Consider the following 26,329-nt stretch of genomic DNA (forward strand, 5'->3'; position numbering starts at 1 on the left):
CGGGAGCGCACGCGCCGGTTTGACGCTGCCACATCCGTTATGCCAAGCGGTAGATGAATCCGATGTGGCGCCGGCGGGGATGAAATGAATTTCAAATGGTTTGGTCCGATTGCGCTGCTGGCGGCGCTGGTGATCGGCGACCAGATCAGAATCAACCGTCCCGCCCACAAATATCGTCTGTCGGTCGAGGTCGAGACGCCGGAGGGGCGCAAATCGGCATCTGGCGTGGTGGCCGTTCATCCTGATCGCAGCTACACCCGCCGCGGTCAGACCCGCACCGTCGGCGACGCTATTTTCGTCGATCTCGGGCAGGGCAAAAACCTTGTCGCACTGCTCGTGCATGTCGATAACAACGTCGTCCTCGACGACATGAACTACGTGGCTCTGCGCGCCTATACGGCGGCGGCCGGCAAGCGGGTCTCGTTTAACGAGATGAGCCGGTTGACCGGCGTCGTGCCGGTAAAGGACGCGTTGATCCCGGTGCTCGTGACCTTTACCGATCCGGCCAATCCCGGCACCGCGCGGCAGGTGGCGCCCGGCGATGCCGAGGCGGTGCTCGGCAGCGGCTATCGCCTTCAGGGAATCTCGGCTGAAGTGGTGCCGAACGGATATTGGCCGGTCGATTTCGGCGGCGCGCTGGGCGAACCGGTCACGCGTGGAATTCGGGCGAAACTGCCGTGGCTGGGCAATGAAGGCAATTCGGCTGCCGCGGCGCTCCGGGCGGCCGGTTTGCCGGGGGTCGACGGCATCGATGCCCGGGAGGCTTTCACGCGAAAATAGCAGGGCAGGCCCGCTGGCCACTGCCGGATATTGATCCGCCGCCGGCTCGCGGGCATTATCGTCTGCAATGGCGGCCCAATCCAGAAGGTTCTTGCACAAGACGATGACAGCGGAAAATTGGCGATGAGACGGCCCGTGGTCGGTGTGATCGGGAACGCCTATCGCGTCGAAAATCGTTTCCAGACCCAGATGGTCGGAGAGCGCAATTTGCGCGCGGTCACCGACGTAGCGGGGGCACTGCCGCTGATGTTTGCCGGGTCGCCCGAGATTACCGACATCGGCGCGCTGCTCGACGTCGTCGATGGCATCGTGCTGACCGGGGCACGGGCCAACGTCCATCCGATGCGCTTCAAGACCGAGCCGCATGAGAAGCACGAGCCCTACGACATCCATCGCGACGACGTCGCGCTGGCGCTGACGGAGGCCTGCGTTGCCCGCGGCGTGCCGATCTTCGGCATCTGCCGCGGCCTGCAGGAAATGAACGTCGCCTTCGGCGGCTCGCTGCATCCGGAAATCCGCGAAATCCCAGGCCGCATCAACCACCGCATGCCGCGCCTGGAGAACGGCGAGATCCATCCCGACCCGACGGTCGTGTTCGCCGACCGCCACGACGTCCACCTCACGCCCGGCGGCACCTTTGCAAGCCTGCTCGGCTGCGAAACAATCCGGGTGAACTCGCTGCACGGGCAGGGGATCCTCGAGCCGGGCAAGCGCGTCGTCATCGAAGGCATTGCCGAGGACGGCACCATCGAAGCGATCCGGATCGCGGACGCGCCGAGCTTTGCGCTCGGTGTGCAGTGGCACGCCGAGTATGACCCGCAGCGCAACCCGATCAATCGCAAGCTGTTCGAGGCGTTCGGGGCGGCGCTCAAGGCGCACACGCGGGCGGCATAGGGAATCGTCATTCGAACATTCCGCACAGGTGCAGTATCCAGTGCGCCTTGGCCTAACCACGTCATTGCGAGCGCAGCGAAGCAATCCATCGCACGGCAAGTGGAGATGTGGATTGCTCCGCTGCGCTCGCAACGACGTTGAGATAGCGACGTAACATTCGACTGTCATCCCAAGGCGGGGATCCAGTACGCTGCGGCTTCTCGGTTCAATCACTGGCGTCTCTGGAATACTGGATCCCGGTCAAGCCGGGCGATGACAACTGAGTGTGCGTTCGCATTCTCGCGACATGAACTGCCCGAGGTTTGCTACTAACCTCCCGCCCTCTTGTTCAGAGGGCGCAGGGAAGACCGGGTGCGCGCCGCACCCGCGGTCTCGTGTGCAATTGCGCACTAAGAACGCGCACACGAGCATACAGGTACAGCGGGAGCATCCCGGCCTTCCCTGCGCAATGGCTTTACGGCTTACTTCGAGCTCTCCCCGGTGAACGGCTCTTTTGCCACCGTCGCCACGCGGAAACTTCCACGTAACTTAACGCCAGCACCGCGGCGTCCGGACCACACGACTTCGCCGTACGCTTCCGGCGCGTACGTCTAGCGCGCCATCAGCGTCCATCGCATCTCACCGCACGTTCGTGACGATCGCGATCCGCCCCTCAATCGGGTGAGACGGGCGGAGTTATGCAGATGATTTGCGTGCCAAGTTAAGCGAAATATTTTTGATTCTTTTTGATTCCTGGGCTTGACGCGATTTCTGAAAATCAGAAGTGATTTGCCCGTCGTGTTGATTTGTCGCAGCCTTGGCACGACATCGCGCTTGCAAGCGAGGCAAAATCAGTAAGCAGCAAGTAGCAGGTTACCCCACATTGCTCCTCGATGACCTTTGGACCAGACTGTAGGAGTGTCACTAACCAGGACGCTTCCTTGCCAAAAAAACCAGCATCGACGTATTCTCTAATCCCGCCGGAGCTCGACGTAACGACCCAATTATTACTCAGCGTTGGCAAACTGGTCGCCGTCTGGGCCAACTGCGAATCTTGTTTTTACGCGGCATACTTTTGCCTAGCAGGTACCCCTAACGGCAACGCTGATATTGCGTGGGCCTCAATCTTAAGCACCCGCCGGCGCATGCAACTGGTCTACAATCTTGCGAGACATGAGAGGCGATTGAGTGATGACACAAGATCCAAGTTGCTGCGCTGCCTGGAAGAGTTCGAGCCTGCCACCGAGGCGAGAAACTATTATTGCCATTCCCAATACACCACAGACCATACGGAAGAGACGCTCGTAAGCATCGACAATTGGGGACTGGCGCCGATCCGTGGGGACCAAAGATCCAATTTTCAAACAAAAATCCAAGCCAGCCAATAAGGCCACGGTGAACGAAATCTGTTCGATCGCAGACAAATGCGTCGACCTTAGCCACCGAGCTGCCGAGTGCGTGAACGAGATCCGGGAGCAGCTGAAGATAGACTACTATTCCCTGCCAGTCCCGCCGACGAAGCAATGATTCCGCGGCGTAGGCTCGCATGTACGAAGTGAAGCTTTCCGCTGCCGGCTGTTCGCCCGAGGCGTTCGCTGCCGTTCTCGATGCACACCTCGCCGCGGTTGAAACCCACATGATGGGCAAACCAGATGACGGAACGATGGGTAGAGCGAAGCGAAACCCATCGTTCCCGCAAGGCTTGAGATGATGGGTATCGCTTCGCTCCACCCATCCTATGGACTGCAAAAAACAAAAGGCGCCCGAATGGAGGCGCCTTTCGCATCTTGTGGCAGTGATCCCCGCGGCAAGCCGCCGACTGGTTCACCTGCGATGATGTCGTCATTGGGCCTTGCGACGTGCGGGCGCGGGCGCAGCGGCCGGCCGCAGCTCCATTGTGGATACGCCTGCCGCAATATTCACGCCCGTCTGCGCCTGCACGGATACCGGCTGCATGATGACCCGGCGGTCCGGGCCTCCAACCAGGACGTTGGCACTTGCTCCGGCGCCTACCGTGCCGCCGGCGGTCGCACCCGTATAGGTTCCCGCCAATGCCGCCCGGGGCAGCCTGGTCGGCGCAAAAACCGCCCAGGTCAACTGGCCGCCGGTCGTGGCACCGATATCGAGGCCAAGCGTGCTGACGGTGCCCTCATAAGCCTCGCGCGCCCTGCCTCTCGCTGACGCATAGATGCAGCTCAGTTGCCGCTGCCCCCCAACAACGAGGCCGACACCGGGCGCTATGTTGCAGGTGAGCGTGCCGACCCTGGTCCGGCCGGTGTCCTGAGCCGTGGCCGGAGCCATGGCAAGGGCGAGCCCCAGGGCAACGCATGTGGTTGCGAGACTATTTAACGTTATTCTATTCAGGGTTGTTTTGTTCATGGGCGGCGTCCTCCTTCGACGCATTCTGGTGGACCCCCTCAACGCCCAGCGACATTGCGAGGTTCCCGTTCCTGTAATGGCCTCCAGCCGAGCGTCTCGGCATCGGACCTGCGCTTGGAGCCCTTGCACTTCTGCACCCAAGGTCGCGAACAAGAAACGTGATGTGAATGTAGACGGGAATTTCTTACGCGCGATTTTTCCAAATGTTTTCAAATTCCATCGAGAACTGCCCTGGCCTCGCGGGAATCGACGGTTTCGAAGCCCTCATTGAACGAGCCGTAGATCTTGGCGAGTTCATCGTTGGCTTCCGCTCGTCGATCGCTCTCCGCTAGAAGGCGGGCGAGCTTTGTACGGCCTCGTAGGAGAAGTGCGCGAGCATCTTGGGCTTGCGCGCTCGCCGTTGCGCGGCGGATGCAGCGTTCCGCCTGCGTTTGGTCGCTGATTGCTAGCGCGAGATCCCCCTCGAGCAGGTGCAGACCGGCGTCGGCCCAATGCTCCTCATTGCGCTCGGCGGCAGCGCGGGCCTCGGTGAGAGTGACGATCGCGTCCTCAAGCCGTTGCGCTCGGCGGCAAAGGTCAGCAAGGATTCCCAAATAATACGGTAAACGCAGCTCAGCCCCGGTGGCCCGCAGGTCCCGCACGCCGACGCGAACGCGTTCGATACCATCCTCGACGTTGCCCTCCTCGGCGACAGCCCAGCCGGTCATGATCGCGGCCCAGGCGTCATAATAGCTGAACCCGTGTTCGGTGCAGATTGAGCGAGCCGCGTCGGCACGGGCGCGGGCTTCCGTCGGCTCGCGGCGGAACTGGTGAAGCATCGCGGCGTAGGCGAGTGCCACCGCCAAGCTAAACGGGTGGACGAGCCGATCGGCCAGATCGATCGCATCCTGCATAGACCGAAGCGCGGTGTCCGCGAACCCAAGATGCCAGTCGACGTGAGCCCTATAGGCACGGCCGAAGACGTGAATGTTGACGCCGCGCGACAAGGCATTGGCGGGATCGCCAGCCTGCACGATCTTTGCACTGCTAATCTCCAAGTGCTCGCGCGCCGATCGGTGCTCGCCCTGGTGGAACAGATTGAACGCCAGGGCATTGTGCGCGTCGGCTTGCATCACGAGATCGTCCCCTTGCTCTGCCAGGTCGACGAGCTCGGAGCACAGCTCACTCGTGCGCAGGATGTGACCGCGTACGTGATTCACATAGCACAGGCCGCGCAACGCTCTGGCGAGATGGCGACGGTGTCCGTACTGTCGCGCCAGGTGCTCCGCTCTGGCGTGCGCCGTCTCGACCTCTGGAGCGGCAAAGCCTCTTGTTGCGGTCAGCGGGGGACCCAGCGCAATCTGCACCTCGAGCTCGCGGCACAACTGCTCATCGGTGGACGGGCGGTTCCCGAGCATCTCAAGGGCCGTGGTCAGATGACTTATCGCCTCCCTGTTTGCCGATCGGCCAACCGCTAGCTGTCCGGCCCGTAACCAAAAGTCGATCGCCCGATCGGCATGCCCGGCTGCTGTGAGATGGTGCGCAAGGAGTTCGGGCTGACGCGCGACAAGGTCGGCGAACCGCGCCTCAAGGACGGCAGCAATCCGGCCGTGGAGCTCGCTCCGTCGACTCTTAAGCAGCGACGCGTAGGCCACGTCTTGGACCAGCGCATGCTTGAACGTATAGACCGCCTCGGGCGGTGTGCCGCGCTGAAAGACGAGCTCTGACTTCACGAGCCGGGCGAGCGCCTGGTCGAGATCAGCCGGTTCTCGTCCGGCGACTGCATCGAGGAGCTCGTAGGTGAACTCGCGGCCGATGGCGGCGCCGACCTGGACCAGATCCTTGGCCGAAGCCAGGTGATCGAGCCGGGCCATCAGGGAGTCCTGCAGACTCGCCGGAATGGCAAGCGCGCCGCGCGACGTGACCGGCGCGAGACCCTCGGGCGTATTGCGCAGCATGCCCGATTCCAATACGGTCTTGGTGAGTTCTTCGATGAAGAGCGGAACGCCCTCGGTCTTCGCGGCAATCTCGTCCACCACTGCCGGAGAAAGGCGGCGCCCGCCTGACGTGTGCTCGACAAGAGCTGCCGCTGCCCGGCGCGCAAGGCGATTAAGTGTTAAGGCCGTTACGTGCGGGAAGGACGGCCAGGGCGGCGTCATCTCCGGCCGGAACGTGATGATTGCGAGCACCGGCAGGCGCTGGACCCGCTCTAAGATCAGCTCGAGAAGCTCGAGCGATGTTGGATCGAACCAGTGCGCGTCCTCAAGCACTGAGAGAACCGGCCGTCGCTGGGCCAGGCCTTCGAGCTGTGCGAGAAGCACCTCCAGTGTCTTGCGCTTCTGGGTCTGTGGCATGAGGTCGAGCGGCGGGTATCGACCGTCCGTTGGAATGCCGAGGAGAGCCGCGATGAGCGGCACGGCTTCGGTGAGATCGTCGGTCCCTTGCGCAAGCAAAGACACGAGCTTGGAGAGCCGCATTGGAGGTGTGTCGTCACGCTCGAACGCCGCCGCTCGTTCAAGCTGGTCGATGAATGGCCAGAGCACAGTATTGGCGTGGTATGGCAAGGCACGATGGGAAATTCGAGTGTGCGGCTCGTCGGCGATCCGCTCTCGGAGCGCCTCGATGAGTCGCGACTTGCCGATTCCGGCCTCCCCGGCGAGAAGCATCGCCTGACCCTCGCCATTCTTGGCGAGATGCCAGCGCTCGAGGAGAAGTCCCAATTCCTGCTCCCGCCCAACGAGCGGGTTCAGGCCCGCTGTGTGGAGTGCCTCAAAGCGGCTCTCCGCTGCGCCCGTGCGGACTATCCGCCAAGCGTTGATCGGTTTTCCGAAGCCCCGCAGTTCGCATGGTCCGAGGTCGTCGAGCTCGAACAGCCCGCCGAGCAGGCGCCGTGTTTGCTCAGCGACGACGACTTCGCCGCTCCCGGCTACGGCCTGCAGGCGGGCGGCGAGGTTCGGGGTGTCGCCGACGACCGCTTCCTCCTGCGCCGCACCAGTGCCGAGAAGATCACCTACGACGACGAGCCCTGTCGCGATCCCAATCCGCGCGGCAAGCGGGTGGCCGTCTGGCGACCGCAAACGGCCCACGGCCTCGATGGTCGCGAGGCTGGCTGCCACCGCCCTCTCAGCCTCGTCCTCGTGCGCACGCGGCCAGCCGAAGTAGGCCAACACGCCGTCACCCATGAACTTGGCAAGGTGTCCCTCGAAGCGTGTGATCTCGCCCGCGACTGCGTTTTGGTAGGCGGTCAGCGTCTCCCGCATGTCCTCGGGATCGAGCCGCGTGGAAAGAGACGTCGAGCCGACAAGGTCGACGATCATCACTGTGAGTTGGCGGCGCTCCGCGTGCGGCCGCCGGATTGAGGCGGTGGACGACGGCGCGGCCTCCAGGGCAGCGATCGCCGTTAGCAGCTTTTTTCTGTGTCCGAGCGGCAGACCAAGCTTCTCGAAGTCGGCGTCCGTGAGCGACGGCAGCACGTCAGCATCGATGGCCTGCTCGCGGAACAGCGCCGAATATTTGGAAAGGCCGAGATCTTCAAGCCACTGCGCGACGTCCATTCCGCGACGCTCCGCCAGCCAGTCCCGTTGCGAAGTTTAGCAGAGAATGGGACACTACGCGGGGATTGCTTGCCTGCGCTTGCTCGCCGTCGACCGGAGATCCCGCCGGCAACGGCCAGCCATCGACAGGCGACGCGAGGCAAAGACCAAATCTGCCGCATGATGCTGACGCCGGCACGCCCCAATAGGATCCGAACATATGCCCCGCAGCATACATCCGTGGTCCAGAAATCTCCGCCACTGGTTCGGGTCTGGACCGGCCCTCCAAGATGGCGGTGCAATTTAGCAACCTTCCCGTTCAAAACTAACCGACGCATTGATGAAGAATTGATCGGAGCGAGTGTCAAAGCAGGTTTAGTGCGAGCACCATTGTGCTAAGTAACGAGCACCATTGCGAAGGAAAAAGCATAACTTCGAGTGGGACTGCTCTTGTGGGGCGGCCTGCATCGTTAGCGAAGTCTGCCGTCCCGCGGTCAACACCGTTCAAGGGAGGATAAGATGTCGCTTGATCGTCGTCATTTCCTTGCAGCTGCCGGGGGCGCTGTGGTTGGCCTCGTTGGTGAGTCGTCGATTGGAGGTGGTGCCCGAGCTCGCGCACCAGTCTCAAGAAGTCAGGCGCCAGGATTCTATCGGTTCAGTCTCGGGCAGTTCCAACTCACCGTCGTAAGCGACGGCACAATAGCCTTTCCAGCGGAGGCGCTCTGGCCAGAGGCGCCTAAAGCGGAACGCGATGCCGTCCTTGCCTCGGACTTCCAGCCCACGGACAAATCTACGCTCCAGGTGAATGTGTTGGCCGTGAATACGGGGATCGCCTTGTACTCATCGACGCAGGCTCACGGGGAAAGATGCAGCAGCAGCCGACCGCAGGCCGTCTACTTCAGAACCTTGCGGCCGCCGAGATCAAGCCGGAGGAGGTCGACACAATCCTGATCACGCATGCCCATCCGGATCACCTGTGGGGGTGGCTAACGCAAGTGACACCGAGCGGACCTTTCCAAACGCCGAATCTGTGATCGGCGAAGCGGAATTGAATTTTGGATGCAGCCTCAGCATCCGTTTGAAAGTCATGCTCGTTGGGGCGGCCTTTATCGCCAGAACATGAAACGCTCGCGGCGATCAATGATCGGATTCGGACGGTGAAGCCGGACGGCGAGGTGGTCCCGGGCATAACGGCGATAGCGACACCCGGGCACACGCCCGGCCACACCTCGGTCCAGATCGCGTCCGGTTCTAGCCAGCTCTGTACGGGAGATGTTGTTGGGAACCGCGCCGTCGCCTTCCAGCACCCCGATTGGCGCGGCGGGTTCGACCTGGATCTCGATCAAGGCGCGAAGACACGCCGAGCCTTTCTCGATCGATGTGCGAGCGAGAAGGTGATGGTCTCGACCTACCATCTCCCGTTTCCCGGGATTGGTCATGTCGTTCGCGCCGGCACAGCGTTCAGATGGCTCCCAAGCGATTGGAATTGGGACGGCGTAAGTCCCACTTAAGTCCACCCAGCCCAACTGGCCGATCATTGTGTGAAAGAGGAGGAGATCATGCAAGCCATGGCCACTGAAGCCTTCATCGGCAACATGCGCGGCCCCGTCATCAGGCGAACGGACGCCGACTATGACGCCGTACGCAGCCTCTACAACGGGATGATCGATAAGAGTCCGGAGATGATTGCGCGATGCGCCGACGTCGCTGACGTTGTAGCCGCCGTAAATTTTGCAAGGCAGAACGATCTTAAGGTTGCGATCCGCGGAGGCGGACACAACGGGCCGGGCCTTGGCAGTGTCGATGACGGGCTGATGATCGACATGTCCATGATGAAGGGCGTGCGGGTCAATCCCACCGCCCGTACTGTGCGCGCCAGTCCCGGCTGCACGCAGGGCGATGTCGACCACGCCACACATGTCTACGGGCTCGCAGTGCCGGCGGGTATCGTTTCGACGACCGGGATCGCCGGCCTCACCCTCGGCGGCGGCACCGGATACCTCACCCGCAAGCACGGCCTCACCAGCGACAATCTGCTTGAGGCGGATGTCGTGCTCGCCGACGGTCGCATTGTCACGGCCAACAAATCAGAGAACGCTGATCTTTATTGGGGCCTGCGCGGCGGTGGCGGCAATTTTGGCATCGTCACAAGCTTCCTGTTCCAGGCCCATCCGGTGAACATGGTCTATGCCGGTCCAATCTTCTGGGATCTCAAAGATGCCCGGACCGTCATGCAGACGTACCGGGTTCCTGCCTGGCGCCCCCGAGGAGCTCGGGGCCTTTGTCGGGTTGAAGACCGTTCCGCCGGTAGACCCGTTCCCGGCTGAGCATCAGGGTAAGCGCGCCTGCGCCATCATCGCCTGCTACAATGGTCCGACAGAAGACGGCCAGGCGGTCATGGCCAAGTTGCTCGGAACGCTACCCCCGCCGCTCTTCAACTGGATGGGCGAAATGCCTTATCCAGCCCTCCAGTCCATGTTCGATCCGTTCTTCCCGAAAGGTCTGCAATGGTACTGGCGCGGCGATTTTGTGAAAGAACTGACCGACGAAGCGATTGACGCCCATATCGCCCAAGCACAGAAACTGCCGAGCTCGCTCTCGCTCATGCATCTTTATCCGATCGACGGCGCCGTCCGTCGCATTGGCAAGAGCGACACTGCCTGGAATACGCGCGACGCGACCTGGTCGATGGTCATCGCCGGCATCGATCCCAATCCGCAAAAGGCGGGCGAAATCACCCGCTGGACCAAAGGCTATTGGGAGGCCGTGCATCCATACTCGGCTGACGGTGGTTATGTGAATTTCATGATGGACGATGGGGACGACAGTAGGCTCAAAGCAACATATGGCGACAACTACGATCGTCTTGTTGCATTGAAAGCCAAGTATGACCCGACAAACTTCTTCTGCGTGAATCAGAACATCAGACCGCTGCACTCGTAGACGATCACGTCTGCCGAACGATTCAAGCTGCGAAATGCTGTGCCGGCATTCGGCGAGGGCGGGCAACTTCAAGTCCGGAGAGGAATGGCCGCCACAAAACAAAAGGCGCTTCCTTCCGGGAGCGCCTTTCGCATTTCTCGGGCAGTGAGTGACGCCGGCGGGAAATCCCGCCAATGATTACTGCGAATAATACATCTCGAACTCGACCGGATGCGGGGTCATTTCGAAACGCTCGACCTCAGTCATCTTGAGCTCGATGAAGCTGTCGATGAAGTCGTCGTCGAACACGCCGCCGTTCTTGAGGAAGGCGCGGTCCTTGTCGAGATTTTCCAGCGCCTCGCGGAGCGAGCCGCATACAGTCGGGATCAGCTTCAGCTCTTCCTTCGGCAGATCGTAAAGGTCCTTGTCCATGGCCGGACCCGGATCGATCTTGTTCTTGATGCCGTCGAGGCCTGCCATCAGCATCGCGGCGAAGCCGAGATAGGGATTGGCCATCGGGTCGGGGAAGCGGACTTCGACGCGCTTGGCCTTCGGGTTTGCCGTATAGGGGATGCGGCAGGCGGCCGAACGGTTGCGCGCGGAGTAGGCGAGCAGCACAGGGGCTTCATAGCCCGGCACCAGGCGCTTGTAGGAGTTGGTCGACGGGTTGGTGAAGGCGTTGATCGCCTTGGCGTGCTTGATGACGCCGCCGATGTAGTGGAGGCAGGTCTCCGAGAGGTCGGCATATTTGTTGCCGGCGAACACCGGCTTGCCGTCCCTCCAGATCGACTGGTGGCAGTGCATGCCCGAACCGTTGTCGCCGTAGACCGGCTTCGGCATGAAGGTGGCGGTCTTGCCGTAGATGTGCGCGACCTGGTGGATGCAGTATTTGTAGATCTGCATCTGGTCGGCCATCAGCGTCATGGTGTCGAACTTCATGCCGAGCTCATGCTGGGCGGAAGCGACTTCGTGGTGATGCTTCTCGACCTTGACGCCCATCTTGGCCATAGCGCCAAGCATTTCCGAGCGCATGTCCTGCACCGAGTCCTGCGGCGGCACGGGGAAGTAGCCGGCCTTGGTGCGGATGCGGTGACCGAGGTTGCCGCCCTCATATTCGGTGTCCGAATTGATCGGCAATTCCGAGGAGTCGAGCTTGAACCCGGTGTTGTAAGGCGTGGTCTGGTAGCGCACGTCGTCGAATACGAAGAACTCGGCCTCGGGACCGAAGAACACGGTATCGCCGACGCCCATCGACTTGACCATGGCCTCCGCCTTCTTGGCGATGCCGCGGGGGTCGCGGTTGTAAGGCTCGCCGGTGGTCGGCTCCAGCACGTCGCAGACGATGACCATGGTGGTCTCGGCGAAGAACGGATCGATCGTCGCGGTGGCCGGGTCGGGCATCAGGTTCATGTCGGATTCGTTGATCGCCTTCCAGCCGGCGATCGAGGAGCCGTCGAACATCTGGCCTTCGGCAAAGGTGTCCTCTTCGATCATGCTGACATCGAAGGTCACGTGCTGCCACTTGCCGCGCGGATCGGTGAAGCGCAGATCGACGTATTTTACGTCGTTGTCCTTGATCGACTTCAGGACGTCTTTAGCGGTCTTCATGAATACCCCTTTTGGCTACGGACGGTTTCCAGAACGCGACATTCGCAGACGATCGAGGCATCGCGAACGAAATCAGGCCGCGGAAGCAGCCCTTTTCTTGTTTTTCAGTCGCAAACTTTCGGATAGCACCCGGCTCAGATAGCGTCCAGCCCGGATTCTCCGGTTCTGATCCGGATCGCTTCCTCGATATTCGAGACGAAGATCTTGCCGTCGCCGATGCGCCCGGTCTGGGCGGCGCGGCGGATCGCGTCGATCGCCTTCTCGACCAGCTCGTCCGAAATCACGATCTCGATTTTCACCTTGGGCAGGAAGTCGACGATGTATTCCGCACCGCGATAGAGCTCGGCGTGTCCCTTCTGGCGGCCGAACCCCTTGGCCTCGGTGACCGTGATACCCTGCAGTCCGACTTCCTGAAGCGCCTCTTTCACCTCGTCGAGCTTGAATGGCTTGATGATGGCTTCAATCTTCTTCACTGAGCGCCTCCCGGGCATTTCCAAATTGCAGAGTGCTGATAGTTTCGATGTCGCAGCCCGGTGAACTTACCTGGCGCCGTCTGGTTTGATCCTTGCATCCGGCGAAGCCGGAACTGCTCATGATTGCAAAGCTGGACTGCTCATTATTGCCGCTGGACTGCGACGATCCTGAGCTCGGTTTTCCAACCGGCTTCCTCAAAAGCAGGGTCTATGCCAAGTTGTTAATGCGGCTGATTTCGGAACGTTATCAGACTTTTAACAGGCAAGTGAAAGAGGTGCGCCGGCGGCTCGCATGATAGCGAAGCTTACAAAATAGGCAAACCGGTCATTTCGTGTGCAGGTGAGGCGAGGCGGGCCGCGGGCGGGACGAGGATATGCCTTCAGAAAAGGCGGACGGATCGAGGATTCGGCATGGAAGTCTTGACCACGACCGAGATGGAGCGGGCTGACCGGCTGACGATCGCCGGCGGCACGCCCGGCTTTGCGCTGATGATGAGCGCCGGCCAGGCCGTGGCGGAGGCCGCGATGAATCTCGTCGAGGGGGGCCCGATCGTCGTCGTCGCCGGCCGCGGCAACAATGGCGGCGACGGCTTTGTGGCGGCCGCCGAACTCGCCGCGCGCGGGCGCGAGGTTTCCATCATCCTGCTGTGCGAGCGCGACAGCCTGCAGGGCGATGCCGCGCTCGCCGCGCGCGGCTGGAAATACCCGGTGCTGCCGTTCAACCCGCAAGCGATCGGCAAGCCGGCCTTGATCATTGACGCGCTGTTTGGCGCAGGCCTCAACCGTCCGGTCAAGGGCGATCCGCTCGAGATGATCGAGGCGATCAACGCCAACGGCGCGCCGGTGCTGGCCATCGACCTGCCGAGCGGCATCAACGGCACCACGGGCGCGGTGATGGGCGCAGCGATCAACGCCGTCGAAACCGTGACCTTCTTCCGCCGCAAGCCGGCGCATCTGTTGATGCCCGGACGCAAGCATTGCGGCCGCGTCCGCGTCGCCGAGATCGGTATCGATGCGCATGTGCTTGAGGAGATCCGGCCGCAGACGTTCGAAAATATTCCACAGAGCTGGCAAACATCCTTCCCGGTGCCGGCGATCGACGGCCATAAATACGCCCGTGGCCACGCCGTCGTGCTGTCGGGGGAACTGGCGGCGACCGGCGCGGCGCGGCTGGCGGCGCGTGGGGCGCTGCGGGCAGGGGCCGGCCTCGTCACGGTGGCCTCGCCGCGCGATGCGCTGGCTGTCAATGCCGCGGCGCTGACGGCAGTCATGGTCCGTCCCGTCGATACCGCCGTCGAATTCGGCGACATGCTCAGTGACAAACGGCTTAGCTCCGTCGTGATCGGGCCGGGCGCCGGCATCGGTGCGCGCACGCGCGATTTCGTCCACACGGCGCTTTCGACGAAACGCGGCCTCGTGCTCGACGCTGACGCACTGACGAGTTTTGCCGAAGCGCCGGCGCGGCTGTTTGAGCAGATCAGGGCGAGCGAGGACCCGCAGGTCGTGCTGACCCCCCATGAGGGCGAGTTTCCGCGCCTGTTCAGCGACATGAGCAACAAGCACCCCGGCAGGTCAAAGCTGGAGCGGGTGCGCGATGCCGCCCAGCGCTGCGGCGCCGTGGTGCTGCTGAAGGGGCCAGACACGGTGGTGGCCTCACCCGATGGCCGCGCCAGCATTGCGTCGAACGCGCCGCCCTGGCTCGCGACGGCGGGCGCCGGCGACGTGCTGGCGGGGATCATCGCGGGGCTGCTGGCGCAAGGCGTGCCGGCCTATCAAGCCGCCAGCATCGGCGTCTGGATGCATGGCGAAGCCGCGGGCGAGGCGGGGCCGGGCCTGATCGCGGAGGATTTGCCGGAAGTGCTGCCCGCCGTGTTCCGCCGGCTCTATGACGAGTTCGGGATCGAGTATTAACGGGCGGCTTGATTATAAAAGGTTCGTAGTTTATAAACTACATCTGCTTGAGCTGAAGCAAACAGAAACGTTTCGAAAGTGGCGCCAGCGGCTCAAGGATCACCGCGCCCGTGCGCTGATCGCTTCGCGACTGGATCGGCTGGCTCAGGGGCACGCAGGCGACGCCGAGCCGGTTGGCGAAGGCGTCAGCGAGCTGCGCATCCACTACGGCCCCGGCTACCGTGTCTATTTTCAGAAACGGGAAGCGCGATCATCGTTCTGCTTTGCGGCGGCGACAAGAGCACCCAGGCGAAAGACATCAAAATGGCGAAGCATCTTGCCAAGGCATGGAGTGAATGAGATGGGCGAGAAGCTAACGACTTATGATCCGGCCGAAGACCTGCAGTCCGACGAGGCGATTGCAGTGTTTATGGAGGAAGCCTTCAAGACGGAAGATGCGGGCTATATCGCTCATGCCCTTGGCGTCGTTGCCCGTGCCAAGGGGATGACACAGATTGCCAACGAAACTGGACTGTCACGCGAGCAGCTCTATCGTTCGTTTAGCGCAAACGGAAATCCGACCTTGAAAACGACGATTGCCGTGATGAAGGCGCTGGGAATCGAACTCACCACAAAGCCGCACGTCCAAGAAGACTCGGCGGCATAAGCGGCATAAGATGGGTTGAGCCTTTCGCGAGACCGGTCTTCCTTCGCCGATGGATGGGCGATTGATGGGTATCGCTCCGCTCGTTCGTTGAGCTATGGCGGGACAAGTCGTTCCACCCATCCTACAGGCTACGTCACCAGATACTTCGCCACCGCCGTCTCATTCCATTCCAGCCCAAGACCCGGCCCTCGCGCGGTGACCGTGCCGTCGACGATCTCGGCGGGATGGGCGAGGATCACGCTGGCAAAAATCCAAAAATTCGAGCCAGTGCGCGGTTGGCGTCACCGCCAGCATGTGGGCGCTGGCTTCGGCGAAGAGATGGCTCGACATCGGGATGTTGGCAGCTTCGGCTTGGGCGGCGACCTGCAGCCAGCCGGTGACGCCGCCGCACTTCATCAGATCGGGCATGATGAAGTCGCTGGCACCTAGTGCGATCGCTTCCGCAAAGCCGCGCGGGAACCACCAGTTCTCGCCGGCCTGAATCGGCGTGGCCGAGGTCTCGCGCACTTTTGCGTGTCCAGAGAGGTTTTCCTGCGGCACGGGCTCTTCGATCCAGTGCAAATCATAGGGCGCGAGGCGAGCGATCCGGCGCGCGGCTTCAGCGGGATCTAGCGACTGGTTGAAGTCGATCATCAACGCGATGTCGGGGCCGATGAGGGCGCGCACGCCCTTGACCACGCGCTCGTCATTGGCGGCATCGCCGTCGCCGCCCTTGATCTTGATGCCGCGAAATCCCTGCTCGAGCGAGCGGCGCAGCGCTCTTTCGTCGGCCACGGGATCGACTACGCCATAGCTGTCATAGGCCCTGATCGGTTTTGGCGAACCGCCGAGCAGTTCAACCACTGGCTTGTCGGCCAATTGGCCGAGTGCGTCCCAATAGGCCATGTCGAGGCCGGACACCGCCATGCCGACCAGGCCCCGCCAGCCGAGCAGGCGGAATTTTGCGTCCATCGCTGCCATCAGATCGTAGGGCGCAACTGGCCTGCCGGTGAGTTCGCGTCCGATCTCCTTGATCAGGTGCACCAGCGGCTTCAGCGTCAGCTTGCTGTAGGCGAAAATGTAGGAGTGACCGGTAACGCCCTGATCGGTCTCGACATCAATCAGGACCAGCGGGCCCACATCGATCACACCAAAAGCGTTCTTCACGGGGCGTGCGAGCGGCACGACGAGCGCTCGCGCCTCGACGCTACGGATGGCGGGAACCGACTTGCTCATGGCGTGCTCCTCATTCGACAGCGTACCACCGCACCAGCCGCGGTGCCGCCCAATCGGTGGCGACGGATTCGATCAGCCAGCGGCCGGCATGTTCGGCGGCAAAGGCGATGCGTTGGGTCTGGCCGGGCTCGATCGCCAGCGTATCCAGCCAGAACGGCTTCCAGCCGTCGTCGAGCCGGTCCAGCAGGCGGAAGTGGTGGCCGTGGAGGTGGAAAACGGTGGCGACCGCGGCGCGGTTGGTCAGCGCCAGCACCACGGTGCGGCCTTTCCTGCCGCGGAAGGCGGGCGGGGCACTCACGGCAAAATCGGCTGGCGTCGTCCAGTCGCCGGAAGGTCCGCCCAGCACAACATCGATCCGGGTCGCCCCCTTGAGGTCGAGCCGCTCGGGCAGGCCGTTGGAGGGCAGCGCAGGGGCGGGTGGCAGCGGGGCCGCGCGGACCGGCGGTTCGCTGGAGACGACAAGTTTGCCGATCGTGCGAGCTTCCTTGCCATCATGCAGGAGGATCGCATTGATAGAGCCTGCCGGAGCGGTCAAATCGATGAAGGCATCAACCCGCCCGCCCGGCGCCAGCACCAGCGCGCCATTGCGGGCCTGGAACGGCTCCGATGGCTGGCTGTCGATGGCCATGACCCGAACGTCCAACCCTTCCAGTTTGATAGCCATAACAGAGCGTTGGCAGCCGCTGATGATGCGGAGCCTGATCCGCTCGTTGGTCCGCCCTGAGAGCTTGAGCGAAGTCCGGCCGTTAATCGTATGGAGGGGAACGGTGTCCTTCGGATCGATTCCCGGCGCGATTGCTGTTCCATCGGGCCTTGCCTGCCAATCCTCGATCAGGAGGACCTCGTCGCGGTCGACAGCGATCGGTTCGGTTTCGCGAACGATCAACGGCCGTGCCCGCGTTGGTTGTGCCTGTCGATCGCCAAGCAGCCCGAAGTCGCAGAGGAAGGTCCCGGCGTCGCGCAGGGGAAGCTGCAAGTTGGCCTTGCCACCGCTTGCGAGGGCTGCGCGCGCCGCGAGAGGGGCCTGCGCCGGAATGCCGTCCATACCCCGCCAGTTGAGGACGACCGGCACCGGCAGCTCATTGGCGAAGGCGATCTCGGCCGTCTCGCCACGCTTGAACGTGAGGTCGGGCCCTTGCAGCGACCAGACCGGCGCCGCCGTACCGCCCGGCCGGAGTGCGAGGGTCTCCGGCGTGGCCTGTAACGTCAGCGGAGGACGTGCCTGGGCTGCGCCGGAAACCGGCCATATCGGGGTGAGGGCGGCGGCGCCCAGCCCGGCCAGCAGCTCGCGTCGAGCTAGCGTTAATTTGGGTCTTGCCATCGGACCGATGCGGACCATTTCTGATGTATCCATGCTAGCTGTGACGCCTTGCCCCGGTGCTGTCAAAAAGGGCCATTTTTTTGCTGCGGAGGTGTAGGCTCATGTTATAAGCCCGCCGCCCGCGGCATCGGGCCGGGTAAGGATGCTTTTCACGCGGGCGTGGCGGAACTGGTAGACGCGCTGGATTTAGGTTCCAGTGACGAAAGTTGTGGGGGTTCGAGTCCCTCCGCCCGCACCAAGCGCTCTATCCAAGCGTTTGCATGACGAATACTGGAGGGCCTGCTCCCCGTATGGGGAAGCCAAGGTCATCCGAACCACCGGCGCAGGGCTGCAAGGCTTGCGCGTCGAACCAAATTAGACACTGCCGGGGCTAGTTGGCCCGGCGCAAGCGGAAGAAGATTGCACCATGCAGGTCACCGAAACCCTCGCCGAGGGATTGAAGCACGAGTTCAAGGTCAGCGTTCCCGCATCGGATCTCGATGCCAAGGCGGATGCCAAGCTGGTCGACCTCAAGGACAAGGTGAAGCTCAATGGCTTCCGCCCCGGCAAGGTGCCGGTGAGCCATCTGAAAAAGGTGTATGGCCGCTCAGTGATGGCCGAGACCATCGACCAGACCATCCGCGACACTAACACGCAGATCTTCACCGACCGCGGTTTCCGTCTCGCGACCGAGCCCAAGATCACGTTGCCGACCGAGCAGAAAGAGGTCGAGGAGCTGCTCGCCGGCAAGAGCGATCTGACCTACACGGTGGCGATCGAGGTGGTGCCGACGATTCAGCTCGCCGATTTCAAGACCTTCTCGGTGGAGAAGCCGGTGGTCGAAGTGATCGATGCCGAGGTCGACGAGGCGATCAAGCGCATCGCCGACCAGAACCGTCCCTATGCGGCGAAGGCGGAGGGCGCCAAGGCCGAAACCGGCGATCGCGTCACTATCAATTTCAAGGGGTCTATCGACGGCGTGCCGTTCGACGGCGGCACCGGTGAGGGCATCCAGGTCGTGATCGGCGCCGGACAGTTCATTCCGGGTTTTGAGGAACAGCTCGTCGGCATCGGGGCCGGTGAAACCCGCACGCTGAAAGTGTCGTTCCCGAAGAACTATGCCAGCGAGAAACTTGCCGGCCAGGCGGCCGAGTTCGAGACCACGGCAACCCTGATCGAAGCCCCGGGCGAGACTGAGATCAACGACGAGTTTGCAAAAACGCTCGGCCTGGAATCGCTCGACAAGCTGAAGGAAGCCGCGCGCGAGCGGCTGGTCGCCGAGTTCGCCGGTGCGACGCGCCAGCGCGTCAAGCGCGCGCTGCTCGACCGTCTCGACGACAGCCACAAATTCGAGGCGCCGCCATCGCTGATCGAGGAAGAGTTCAACCTGATGTGGAACTCGATCAAGGCCGAGATGGAATCCTCCGGCAAGACCTTTGCCGACGAGAACACCACCGAGGAAGCCGCGAAGGAAGAGTACAAGAAGATCGCCGACCGTCGCGTCCGGCTTGGCCTCGTGCTGTCGGAGATCGGCGAGAAGAACAAGATTACCGTGACCGACGACGAAGTCAGCCGCGCGGTGATCGAGCGGGCGCGTTCGATGCCCGGCCGCGAGAAGGAAGTCTGGGATTACTATCGCAACAATGCCAATGCGCTGGCCCAGCTTCGTGCGCCGATTTATGAAGACAAGGTGGTCGATTTCATCCTCGAACTCGCCAACGTGACCGAAAAGAAGGTTTCGCGCGAGGACCTGTTCAAGGACGATGAGGCCGACGAGAAGAGTGCAGCCTGATCGATTGGTCAGGCCGGCATTAATGATGAACGGCGATAGCGGCGTGGTGACGGCACCCGTCGCTATGCGATCGGCTGCGAATCAGCTTGAGCTTCTCTTATTCGGCTCGCAAGTGCCCGGTCTTGTCGCCGGGAAATTGGCTCATATCTGTGAGCAGCTCGCTTACGCGAGTTCTGAGTTGAAGTCCTGCATCACGGGACGTTCGTCCGTGCGGCAATCATGCCTGCCTTGCCGATGGATGTTTGTTCCCGCTTATTCTCTATCCGAACCCTTGGGGTGATTAATGCGCGATCCCGTTGAAACCTACATGAACCTCGTTCCGATGGTGGTCGAGCAGACCAACCGCGGCGAACGCGCCTACGACATTTTCTCGCGGCTCCTGAAGGAGCGCATCATCTTCGTGACCGGTCCGGTCGAAGACGGCATGTCGACGCTCACCGTCGCGCAGCTCCTGTTCCTCGAGGCGGAAAATCCCAAGAAGGAAATCTCGATGTACATCAACTCGCCCGGCGGCGTGGTGACGTCGGGTCTTGCGATCTACGACACCATGCAGTTCATCCGCCCGCCGGTGTCGACGCTGTGCACGGGGCAGGCGGCCTCAATGGGTTCGCTGCTGCTCGCGGCCGGTGAAAAGGACATGCGCTTCTCGCTGCCCAATTCGCGCATCATGGTGCATCAGCCATCCGGCGGCTTCCAGGGCCAGGCCACTGACATCATGCTTCACGCACAGGAGATCCTGAATCTCAAGAAGCGCCTCAACGAAATCTACGTGAAGCACACCGGCCAGACCTACAAGGCGATCGAGGACGCGCTTGAGCGCGACAAATTCTTGACCGCCGAGATGGCGCGCGACTTCGGCATCGTCGACAAGGTGATCGACAGGCGCCCCGAAGAGGTGACGCCGGTGAAAATCCCGTAAGGTAACGGATAGCAACACCCCGCGTTGACGTTAATGGTTGATTGAATCGGCAAATCTGGCCGAAAGCCGCGCCCATGCCCTCGCATAGGTCGAAAGTTCCGCTTTCGTGCTGGTTTTGCGGCGTGGCAATACCGCAACGCTCGGTCGATTTCGTCAACTTCTCCCCGTGCGAACGCCACAAATCACGGTATTGTCACGGGTAGCCAATCCGGCCCCGATTAGCGAATTCTTGATAGTCGGGTGTCAGCATGGTTGGCTGTGTGGGTTGGGTTAAGATCGCGGGGGAATCGAGACGCCATGATTCGCACGGTGTGTAATTGAGTTAGGGTCTTTTTTGGTACGGAATTTGCTCTATCTACCTTCAGGTCCGGTGACAGTGCCGGAATGGGTCGATCGGGTAACGGATCGAACGGCGGACGGAGACAGGAATGAGTAAGGTTGGCACGAGCGACTCCAAGAACACGCTGTATTGCTCGTTCTGTGGAAAGAGCCAGCACGAAGTCCGCAAACTCATCGCGGGTCCCACCGTATTCATCTGCGACGAATGCGTCGAACTCTGCATGGACATCATCCGCGAGGAGAACAAGTCCTCGCTGGTGAAGTCGCGCGACGGCATCCCGACGCCGAAGGAAATCTGCAAGGTGCTGGACGATTACGTGATCGGCCAGAGCCATGCCAAGAAGGTGCTCTCAGTTGCCGTTCACAACCACTACAAGCGCCTCAATCACCAGACCAAGCACAACGACGTCGAACTCGCGAAGTCGAACATCCTGCTGATCGGTCCGACCGGTTCGGGCAAGACTTTGCTGGCGCAGACGCTGGCGCGGATTCTCGACGTGCCGTTCACCATGGCAGACGCGACGACGTTGACCGAAGCCGGCTACGTCGGCGAGGACGTCGAGAACATCATCCTGAAGCTGTTGCAGTCGGCCGACTACAATGTCGAGCGCGCGCAGCGCGGCATCGTCTATATCGACGAAATCGACAAGATCAGCCGCAAGTCCGACAACCCCTCGATCACCCGCGACGTGTCGGGTGAGGGCGTGCAGCAGGCGCTGTTGAAGATCATGGAAGGCACGGTCGCCTCCGTACCTCCGCAGGGTGGTCGCAAGCACCCGCAGCAGGAGTTCCTGCAGGTCGATACCACCAACATCCTGTTCATCTGCGGCGGCGCATTCTCGGGGCTTGAGAAGATCATCTCCGCACGCGGACGCTCGACCTCGATCGGTTTCGCCGCCCAGGTGCTGGCGCCCGAAGACCGCCGCACCGGCGAAATCTTCCGTCACGTCGAGCCGGAAGACTTGCTGAAGTACGGGTTGATACCCGAATTCGTCGGCCGTCTGCCGGTGGTCGCGACGCTGGAGGATCTCGACGAGACCTCGCTGAAGAAGATCCTGACCGATCCGAAGAACGCGCTGGTGAAACAATACCAGCGGCTGTTCGAAATGGAGAACATCGAACTCACCTTCGCCGACGAGGCGCTTGGCGCGGTCGCCCGCAAGGCGATCGAGCGCAAGACCGGCGCGCGCGGATTGCGTTCGATCCTCGAAAGCATCCTGCTCGAGACCATGTTCGATCTGCCGGGTCTGGAAGGTGTCGAAGAGGTCGTGATCTCGCGCGAAGTGGTCGAGGGAACCGCCCGTCCCCTCTACATCTATGCGGACCGTTCGGATCGGGCTGTCGAGAGCAGCGCCAGCGCCTGATACCGTCGCGCTGGCTAGAACTCAGAAGTTTCTATAGCGCGGCTGCCGAGCCTTTCGGCGGCCGCAGTGGCGTAAGCGTTTTTCGCGCGTTTGACCTGCAATTTGCGGTCATTTTCCGTGACTTGACACCCCCATACCCGATAGCCACCTAATGCCCATGGTGGCGGAAATCACGTTCGAGATTCGTCGCAGAAATCATCCGGTGAAGGCGGCAGCGAAGGCGGCCGACCGGCCCGGAACTCCCGGCACCTTGTGGCGGTTGCGCAAGCGATGCGGACTGCGTGCAAGGGGGCAAAACAGAAGGAATAGGCCATGACAACCCCAAAAACCCGGCCAACCATCATTCTCGGCGAAAGCCATTCGTATCCGGTGCTGCCGCTCCGCGACATCGTCGTATTTCCGCACATGATCGTGCCGCTGTTCGTCGGCCGCGAGAAATCGATCCGCGCCCTCGAAGAGGTGATGAAGAACGACGCGCTGATCCTGCTCGCGACGCAGAAGAACGCGTCCGACGACGATCCGAGCCCGGATTCCATCTACGAAGTCGGTACGCTCGCCAGCGTGCTGCAGCTCCTGAAACTTCCCGATGGCACCGTGAAGGTGCTGGTCGAAGGGCTCGAGCGCGCGCGCGTGCAAAAGTATTCCGACCGCATCGAATATTACGAGGCGACCGCGATCGCGCTCGCCGATACCGACGCCAACTCGGTTGAAGCCGAGGCTTTGGCGCGCTCGGTCGTGTCCGACTTCGAAAGCTATGTGAAGCTGAACAAGAAGATCTCCGCCGAAGTTGTCGGCGTGGTTCAGGCGATCACTGATTTCGCCAAACTCAGCGATCAGGTCGCGCAGCATCTCGCCGTCAAGATCGCCGATCGCCAGGGCATCCTGGAGACGTTGTCCGTCACGCAGCGCCTGGAGAAGGTGTTGGGCTTGATGGAGAGCGAGATCTCGGTGCTGCAGGTTGAGAAGCGCATCCGCTCGCGCGTCAAGCGCCAGATGGAGAAGACCCAGCGCGAGTATTACCTGAACGAGCAGATGAAGGCGATCCAGAAGGAACTCGGTGACGACGAAGGTCGCGACGAGTTGGCCGATCTGGAAGAGAAGATTGCCAAGACCAAGCTTTCCAAGGAAGCGCGGGAGAAGGCGCAGCACGAGTTGAAGAAGCTGCGCCAGATGTCACCGATGTCCGCGGAAGCCACCGTCGTGCGTAACTATCTCGACTGGCTGTTGTCGATTCCGTGGAACAAGAAGTCCAAGGTCAAGAAAGACCTCGAGCAGGCGCAGGCCGTGCTGGACTCCGACCACTACGGGCTCGAAAAGGTCAAGGACCGCATCGTCGAGTATCTCGCCGTGCAGTCGCGCGCCAACAAGCTGACCGGACCGATCCTGTGCCTGGTCGGACCTCCCGGCGTCGGCAAGACCTCGCTCGGCAAGTCGATCGCGAAGGCGACCGGCCGTGAGTTCGTGCGTGTCTCGCTCGGCGGCGTGCGTGACGAGGCCGAGATCCGCGGTCACCGCCGCACCTATATCGGCTCGATGCCCGGCAAGATCATCCAGTCGATGCGCAAGGCCAAGACCTCGAATCCGCTGTTCCTGTTGGACGAGATCGACAAGATGGGCGCCGATTTCCGCGGCGATCCGTCATCGGCGCTGCTTGAGGTCCTGGATCCCGAGCAGAACTCGACCTTCAACGATCACTATCTGGAGGTCGACTACGATCTGTCGAACGTCATGTTCATCACGACCGCGAATACGCTCAATATTCCGGGGCCGCTGATGGACCGCATGGAGATCATCCGGATCGCCGGCTACACCGAGAACGAGAAGGTCGAGATCGCGCGCAAGCACCTGATCCCGAACGCCATCTCCAAGCATGGCCTCGATTCCAAGGAATGGTCGATCGACGACGATGCGTTGCTGTTGATGATCCGCCGCTACACCCGCGAAGCGGGCGTGCGCAACCTGGAGCGTGAGCTCTCCACACTCGCCCGCAAGGCGGTGAAGGAGCTGATGATCTCCAAGAAGAAGTCGGTCAAGGTCACCGAGAAGACTCTCGAAGACTTCCTCGGCGTGCCGAAGTACCGCTTCGGCGAGATCGAGAGCGAGCCGCAGGTCGGTATCGTCACGGGTCTGGCCTGGACTGACGTCGGCGGCGAGCTCTTGACGATCGAAGGCGTCATGATGCCCGGCAAGGGCAAGATGACGGTCACGGGTAATCTGCGCGACGTGATGAAGGAGTCGATCTCGGCGGCGGCGTCTTACGTCCGCTCGCGGGCGATCAACTACGGCGTCGAGCCGCCGCTGTTCGACAAGCGCGATATCCACGTCCACGTGCCGGAGGGCGCAACCCCGAAGGACGGACCGTCGGCGGGTGTGGCGATGGCCACCGCGATTATCTCGACCATGACCGGCATTCCGGTCCGGCACGATGTCGCGATGACCGGCGAGATCACGCTGCGTGGTCGCGTGCTGCCGATCGGCGGCCTGAAGGAGAAGCTGCTTGCGGCCGCGCGTGGCGGCATTAAGACGGTGCTGATCCCCGAGGACAACGCCAAGGATCTCACGGAGATTTCCGATGCGATCAAGGGCGGCATGGAGATTGTCCCGGTTGCCCGGCTCGATGACGTTATCGCCAAGGCGCTGGTCCGCGCCCCAGTCCCAATCGTCTGGGAAGAGGACACAAAGGTGCCGGTCAAGTCGGATGCCTCGGACGAAGCGGCCGGTGGCCTGACGGCGCACTGAGCCCGATCAGTCACCACTGATCACTGAACTGAAAACGATAAAGCGGCGCTTCGGGCGCCGTTTTTGTTTGTGCGGCTGGGATCTCGGCTTGAACCTGAGCCCGGCGGACGGAGTTGATGAGGGATGGAAATCGACGGGCAATGCCATTGCGGGCGGGTGACCTATCGGGCCGACATCGATCCCGAAAAAGTATCGATCTGTCACTGCACCGATTGCCAGAACCTGACGGGCTCGCCGTATCGGGTAACGGTGATCTGTTCGGCCGAGCAGGTCCGCATGACCGGCGCACCGGCGAAGGTCTATCCGAAGAAGGGCGATAATGGCCGGACGCGCTTTCAGCACTTTTGCGAAGTCTGCGGCTCGCCATTGTTCACCAGCGGAGACGGCGGACCGGAGGATTGGGGTATTCGCTGGGGCAGCATCCGCCAGCGCGACCGGCTCAAGCCGGTGCGGCAAATCTGGTGCCGCTCGGCTGCACCCTGGATCCATGATCTTGAGGCGCTACCCGGGCGGCCGGGCGACTAGCGCCTTTTCGGTTCTGATTGAATCAGAACCGCGCTCTAGATTCTTGTTTTGACGCGTTTTCTTGACGCGAACCGGTGTCCACTTCGCTTGAAAACGCTCTTGTGCGACCGGCAATTTGCGGTCGAACCCTTGCACTAAAGGGGGCCGCAGGGCTAAACAGGCGGCTTACGGGCGGCTAGCTCAGCTGGTTAGAGCATCTCGTTTACACCGAGAGGGTCGGGAGTTCGAATCTCTCGCCGCCTACCAGCCTTCGCCCTGCGGGCTTCGGCTGGGCAAGCCAGCTCGCGGCAGTGGTGCCACAGATGCTCTGCGCGCAGGGCGAAGGCTGTCGCCGAAGCTCGAAGAGCGAAGGCCGACTTGTTCGAAGTTGAACCTCATCTCCCAATCGCAAGCAAAAGAACGAGCAATGGACGCCGCCACCAGCCACGATCAAAACGCCGACCAATTCGCATACTGGAATGGTTCGGCGGGCCAGCGCGGCGCGGTGCCGAGCGATGCCGGACCACCCCGCGACTGAAAATTAGCGAGCCTTACAGGCGACCTCTACAAGTCTCGCGATACCGACGGCAATTTCCTTCGCCGCGTTCACCCAACTCATCCTTGTTGAGGCAAGCATATCTCAATTCGGCGCATACATCCCTGCGAACTGGTCGCCCGCAGGCTTCCCGATATCTGCGGCAATTTCCTTCGCCCCGCTCGCCCAGCGCGTCTTTGTTTTCGCAGGCAAGTCTTAATTGCTCGCAGCGCCCACCTCCTCGATCGACTCGGACGCCTCCCGGTCCAATCTCAATGGATTGAGAAAAGGCCGAAATTGGAATTACAAAAAGAGCGGCCGCCGCTGCGGCGCCGCACGCATATTTGCGCATTCTATTCATCTTGATCCCTCCAGGTGCTAGTGCCGGTCAGTTGCCTTGCGGCAATAGATCACGCGAAAGGCGGGATATCGTTCCGAAGGAAATGCACGAAAGTGTAGTTAGGACCGCAAATCTTGGGGTACATGAACGAACGAAGCGGCATCAAGGCAATGATACG

20 protein-coding genes, 2 tRNA genes and 1 pseudogene are annotated in these 26,329 nt (G+C 61.7%); 16 read left to right on the forward strand and 7 right to left on the reverse strand.

Translation table 11 applies throughout. The features are described 5' to 3' along the window. The first annotated feature begins 84 nt into the window (after positions 1–84). Positions 85–780 carry a hypothetical protein gene (locus tag RX328_RS23715; RefSeq protein ID WP_213250483.1) on the forward strand — a complete coding sequence of 232 codons (696 nt, stop codon included), beginning with the start codon at positions 85–87 and terminating at the stop codon, positions 778–780. 123 nt (positions 781–903) lie between these two features. Then, positions 904–1,674 carry a gamma-glutamyl-gamma-aminobutyrate hydrolase family protein gene (locus RX328_RS23720; protein WP_213250480.1) on the forward strand — a complete coding sequence of 257 codons (771 nt, stop codon included), beginning with the start codon at positions 904–906 and terminating at the stop codon, positions 1,672–1,674. Positions 1,675–3,495: 1,821 nt separating this feature from the next. On the opposite strand, the gene RX328_RS23725 is transcribed toward RX328_RS23720, so the two are convergent. Continuing rightward, entirely contained in the window at positions 3,496–4,032 is a 537-nt protein-coding gene (locus tag RX328_RS23725) for a DUF992 domain-containing protein (protein WP_249726274.1), read from the reverse strand. A gap of 209 nt (positions 4,033–4,241) precedes the next feature. After that, positions 4,242–7,565 (reverse strand): AAA family ATPase, encoded by a 3,324-nt coding sequence (locus RX328_RS23730; RefSeq protein WP_213250478.1) that lies wholly within the window; start codon positions 7,563–7,565, stop codon positions 4,242–4,244. An 845-nt stretch (positions 7,566–8,410) separates the two neighbouring features. Between RX328_RS23730 and RX328_RS43810 the strand changes: the two genes are divergently transcribed. Further along, complete coding sequence (locus tag RX328_RS43810) at positions 8,411–8,578, forward strand: MBL fold metallo-hydrolase (protein ID WP_213250475.1); 168 nt, start codon at positions 8,411–8,413, stop codon at positions 8,576–8,578. 72 nt (positions 8,579–8,650) lie between these two features. Here RX328_RS43810 and RX328_RS23735 read toward each other — a convergent pair whose 3' ends face one another. Continuing rightward, positions 8,651–8,983 carry a hypothetical protein gene (locus RX328_RS23735; RefSeq protein WP_249726273.1) on the reverse strand — a complete coding sequence of 111 codons (333 nt, stop codon included), beginning with the start codon at positions 8,981–8,983 and terminating at the stop codon, positions 8,651–8,653. 120 nt (positions 8,984–9,103) lie between these two features. Between RX328_RS23735 and RX328_RS23740 the strand changes: the two genes are divergently transcribed. Continuing rightward, positions 9,104–9,871 carry an FAD-binding oxidoreductase gene (locus RX328_RS23740; protein ID WP_249726272.1) on the forward strand — a complete coding sequence of 256 codons (768 nt, stop codon included), beginning with the start codon at positions 9,104–9,106 and terminating at the stop codon, positions 9,869–9,871. Further along, positions 9,834–10,487 (forward strand): BBE domain-containing protein, encoded by a 654-nt coding sequence (locus tag RX328_RS23745; RefSeq protein WP_249726271.1) that lies wholly within the window; start codon positions 9,834–9,836, stop codon positions 10,485–10,487. Before RX328_RS23740 ends, RX328_RS23745 begins: the two co-directional genes overlap by 38 nt. A 177-nt stretch (positions 10,488–10,664) precedes the next feature. Here RX328_RS23745 and glnA read toward each other — a convergent pair whose 3' ends face one another. Both glnA and RX328_RS23755 read right to left on the reverse strand, forming a co-directional pair. Further along, positions 10,665–12,074: a type I glutamate--ammonia ligase gene (gene glnA, locus RX328_RS23750; RefSeq protein ID WP_213250469.1), complete on the reverse strand. Its 1,410-nt coding sequence runs from the start codon at positions 12,072–12,074 to the stop codon at positions 10,665–10,667. 134 nt (positions 12,075–12,208) lie between these two features. Further along, entirely contained in the window at positions 12,209–12,547 is a 339-nt protein-coding gene (locus RX328_RS23755; protein ID WP_027537227.1) for a P-II family nitrogen regulator, read from the reverse strand. A 119-nt stretch (positions 12,548–12,666) separates the two neighbouring features. Between RX328_RS23755 and RX328_RS23760 the strand changes: the two genes are divergently transcribed. From RX328_RS23760 to RX328_RS23775, 4 genes and pseudogenes are all read left to right on the forward strand, one after another. Then, complete coding sequence (locus RX328_RS23760) at positions 12,667–12,843, forward strand: hypothetical protein (protein WP_213250466.1); 177 nt, start codon at positions 12,667–12,669, stop codon at positions 12,841–12,843. A 115-nt stretch (positions 12,844–12,958) separates the two neighbouring features. Continuing rightward, complete coding sequence (locus tag RX328_RS23765) at positions 12,959–14,458, forward strand: NAD(P)H-hydrate dehydratase (RefSeq protein WP_213250464.1); 1,500 nt, start codon at positions 12,959–12,961, stop codon at positions 14,456–14,458. A gap of 43 nt (positions 14,459–14,501) precedes the next feature. Then, positions 14,502–14,797 (forward strand): annotated as a pseudogene (locus RX328_RS23770) (type II toxin-antitoxin system RelE/ParE family toxin). A gap of 1 nt (position 14,798) precedes the next feature. Beyond that, complete coding sequence (locus tag RX328_RS23775; RefSeq protein ID WP_213250461.1) at positions 14,799–15,104, forward strand: addiction module antidote protein; 306 nt, start codon at positions 14,799–14,801, stop codon at positions 15,102–15,104. Between the two features lie 159 nt (positions 15,105–15,263). Here RX328_RS23775 and RX328_RS23780 read toward each other — a convergent pair whose 3' ends face one another. Together RX328_RS23780 and RX328_RS23785 are read right to left on the reverse strand one after the other, a co-directional pair. Next, positions 15,264–16,319, reverse strand: coding sequence for an enolase C-terminal domain-like protein (locus RX328_RS23780; protein ID WP_249726270.1), 1,056 nt, complete (start codon positions 16,317–16,319; stop codon positions 15,264–15,266). Between the two features lie 10 nt (positions 16,320–16,329). Further along, positions 16,330–17,673, reverse strand: a complete 1,344-nt coding sequence (locus tag RX328_RS23785) for a multicopper oxidase family protein (RefSeq protein WP_249726269.1) — start codon at positions 17,671–17,673, stop codon at positions 16,330–16,332. 120 nt (positions 17,674–17,793) lie between these two features. Here RX328_RS23785 and RX328_RS23790 point away from each other — a divergent pair. The 7 genes from RX328_RS23790 to RX328_RS23820 all read left to right on the forward strand — a co-directional run bounded on the left by RX328_RS23790 (position 17,794) and on the right by RX328_RS23820 (position 25,543). Then, positions 17,794–17,878 (forward strand) — tRNA-Leu (locus tag RX328_RS23790). Between the two features lie 168 nt (positions 17,879–18,046). Continuing rightward, positions 18,047–19,411, forward strand: a complete 1,365-nt coding sequence (tig, locus tag RX328_RS23795; RefSeq protein WP_213250458.1) for a trigger factor — start codon at positions 18,047–18,049, stop codon at positions 19,409–19,411. Between the two features lie 283 nt (positions 19,412–19,694). Next, positions 19,695–20,330 (forward strand): ATP-dependent Clp protease proteolytic subunit, encoded by a 636-nt coding sequence (locus tag RX328_RS23800; RefSeq protein WP_213250456.1) that lies wholly within the window; start codon positions 19,695–19,697, stop codon positions 20,328–20,330. A 428-nt stretch (positions 20,331–20,758) separates the two neighbouring features. Beyond that, on the forward strand, positions 20,759–22,033 hold the full coding sequence (gene clpX / locus RX328_RS23805; RefSeq protein WP_028345767.1) for an ATP-dependent Clp protease ATP-binding subunit ClpX: 1,275 nt from the start codon (positions 20,759–20,761) through the stop codon (positions 22,031–22,033). A 312-nt stretch (positions 22,034–22,345) separates the two neighbouring features. Then, on the forward strand, positions 22,346–24,772 hold the full coding sequence (gene lon / locus RX328_RS23810; protein WP_213250454.1) for an endopeptidase La: 2,427 nt from the start codon (positions 22,346–22,348) through the stop codon (positions 24,770–24,772). Between the two features lie 123 nt (positions 24,773–24,895). Continuing rightward, positions 24,896–25,297 (forward strand): GFA family protein, encoded by a 402-nt coding sequence (locus RX328_RS23815; RefSeq protein ID WP_213250452.1) that lies wholly within the window; start codon positions 24,896–24,898, stop codon positions 25,295–25,297. 169 nt (positions 25,298–25,466) lie between these two features. Then, positions 25,467–25,543: transfer RNA gene (locus tag RX328_RS23820), tRNA-Val, on the forward strand. The last annotated feature ends 786 nt before the right edge of the window (positions 25,544–26,329 follow it).

Origin of the sequence: Bradyrhizobium sp. sBnM-33 (genome assembly GCF_032917945.1) — a bacterium.
In the GTDB taxonomy this organism is placed as follows: Bacteria; Pseudomonadota; Alphaproteobacteria; order Rhizobiales; family Xanthobacteraceae; genus Bradyrhizobium.

What these genes read in the sequence shown, in the direction of transcription:
- RX328_RS23715 (WP_213250483.1), top strand. Translation starts at nt 85, where the DNA reads ATGAATTTCAAATGGTTTGGTCCGATTGCGCTGCTGGCGGCGCTGGTG.
- RX328_RS23720 (WP_213250480.1), top strand. Translation starts at nt 904, where the DNA reads ATGAGACGGCCCGTGGTCGGTGTGATCGGGAACGCCTATCGCGTCGAA.
- RX328_RS23725 (WP_249726274.1), bottom strand. Translation starts at nt 4,032, where the DNA reads ATGAACAAAACAACCCTGAATAGAATAACGTTAAATAGTCTCGCAACC.
- RX328_RS23730 (WP_213250478.1), bottom strand. Translation starts at nt 7,565, where the DNA reads ATGGACGTCGCGCAGTGGCTTGAAGATCTCGGCCTTTCCAAATATTCG.
- RX328_RS43810 (WP_213250475.1), top strand. Translation starts at nt 8,411, where the DNA reads ATGCAGCAGCAGCCGACCGCAGGCCGTCTACTTCAGAACCTTGCGGCC.
- RX328_RS23735 (WP_249726273.1), bottom strand. Translation starts at nt 8,983, where the DNA reads ATGACCAATCCCGGGAAACGGGAGATGGTAGGTCGAGACCATCACCTT.
- RX328_RS23740 (WP_249726272.1), top strand. Translation starts at nt 9,104, where the DNA reads ATGCAAGCCATGGCCACTGAAGCCTTCATCGGCAACATGCGCGGCCCC.
- glnA (WP_213250469.1), bottom strand. Translation starts at nt 12,074, where the DNA reads ATGAAGACCGCTAAAGACGTCCTGAAGTCGATCAAGGACAACGACGTA.
- RX328_RS23760 (WP_213250466.1), top strand. Translation starts at nt 12,667, where the DNA reads ATGATTGCAAAGCTGGACTGCTCATTATTGCCGCTGGACTGCGACGAT.
- RX328_RS23765 (WP_213250464.1), top strand. Translation starts at nt 12,959, where the DNA reads ATGGAAGTCTTGACCACGACCGAGATGGAGCGGGCTGACCGGCTGACG.
- RX328_RS23775 (WP_213250461.1), top strand. Translation starts at nt 14,799, where the DNA reads ATGGGCGAGAAGCTAACGACTTATGATCCGGCCGAAGACCTGCAGTCC.
- RX328_RS23780 (WP_249726270.1), bottom strand. Translation starts at nt 16,319, where the DNA reads ATGAGCAAGTCGGTTCCCGCCATCCGTAGCGTCGAGGCGCGAGCGCTC.
- RX328_RS23785 (WP_249726269.1), bottom strand. Translation starts at nt 17,673, where the DNA reads ATGGATACATCAGAAATGGTCCGCATCGGTCCGATGGCAAGACCCAAA.
- tig (WP_213250458.1), top strand. Translation starts at nt 18,047, where the DNA reads ATGCAGGTCACCGAAACCCTCGCCGAGGGATTGAAGCACGAGTTCAAG.
- RX328_RS23800 (WP_213250456.1), top strand. Translation starts at nt 19,695, where the DNA reads ATGCGCGATCCCGTTGAAACCTACATGAACCTCGTTCCGATGGTGGTC.
- clpX (WP_028345767.1), top strand. Translation starts at nt 20,759, where the DNA reads ATGAGTAAGGTTGGCACGAGCGACTCCAAGAACACGCTGTATTGCTCG.
- lon (WP_213250454.1), top strand. Translation starts at nt 22,346, where the DNA reads ATGACAACCCCAAAAACCCGGCCAACCATCATTCTCGGCGAAAGCCAT.
- RX328_RS23815 (WP_213250452.1), top strand. Translation starts at nt 24,896, where the DNA reads ATGGAAATCGACGGGCAATGCCATTGCGGGCGGGTGACCTATCGGGCC.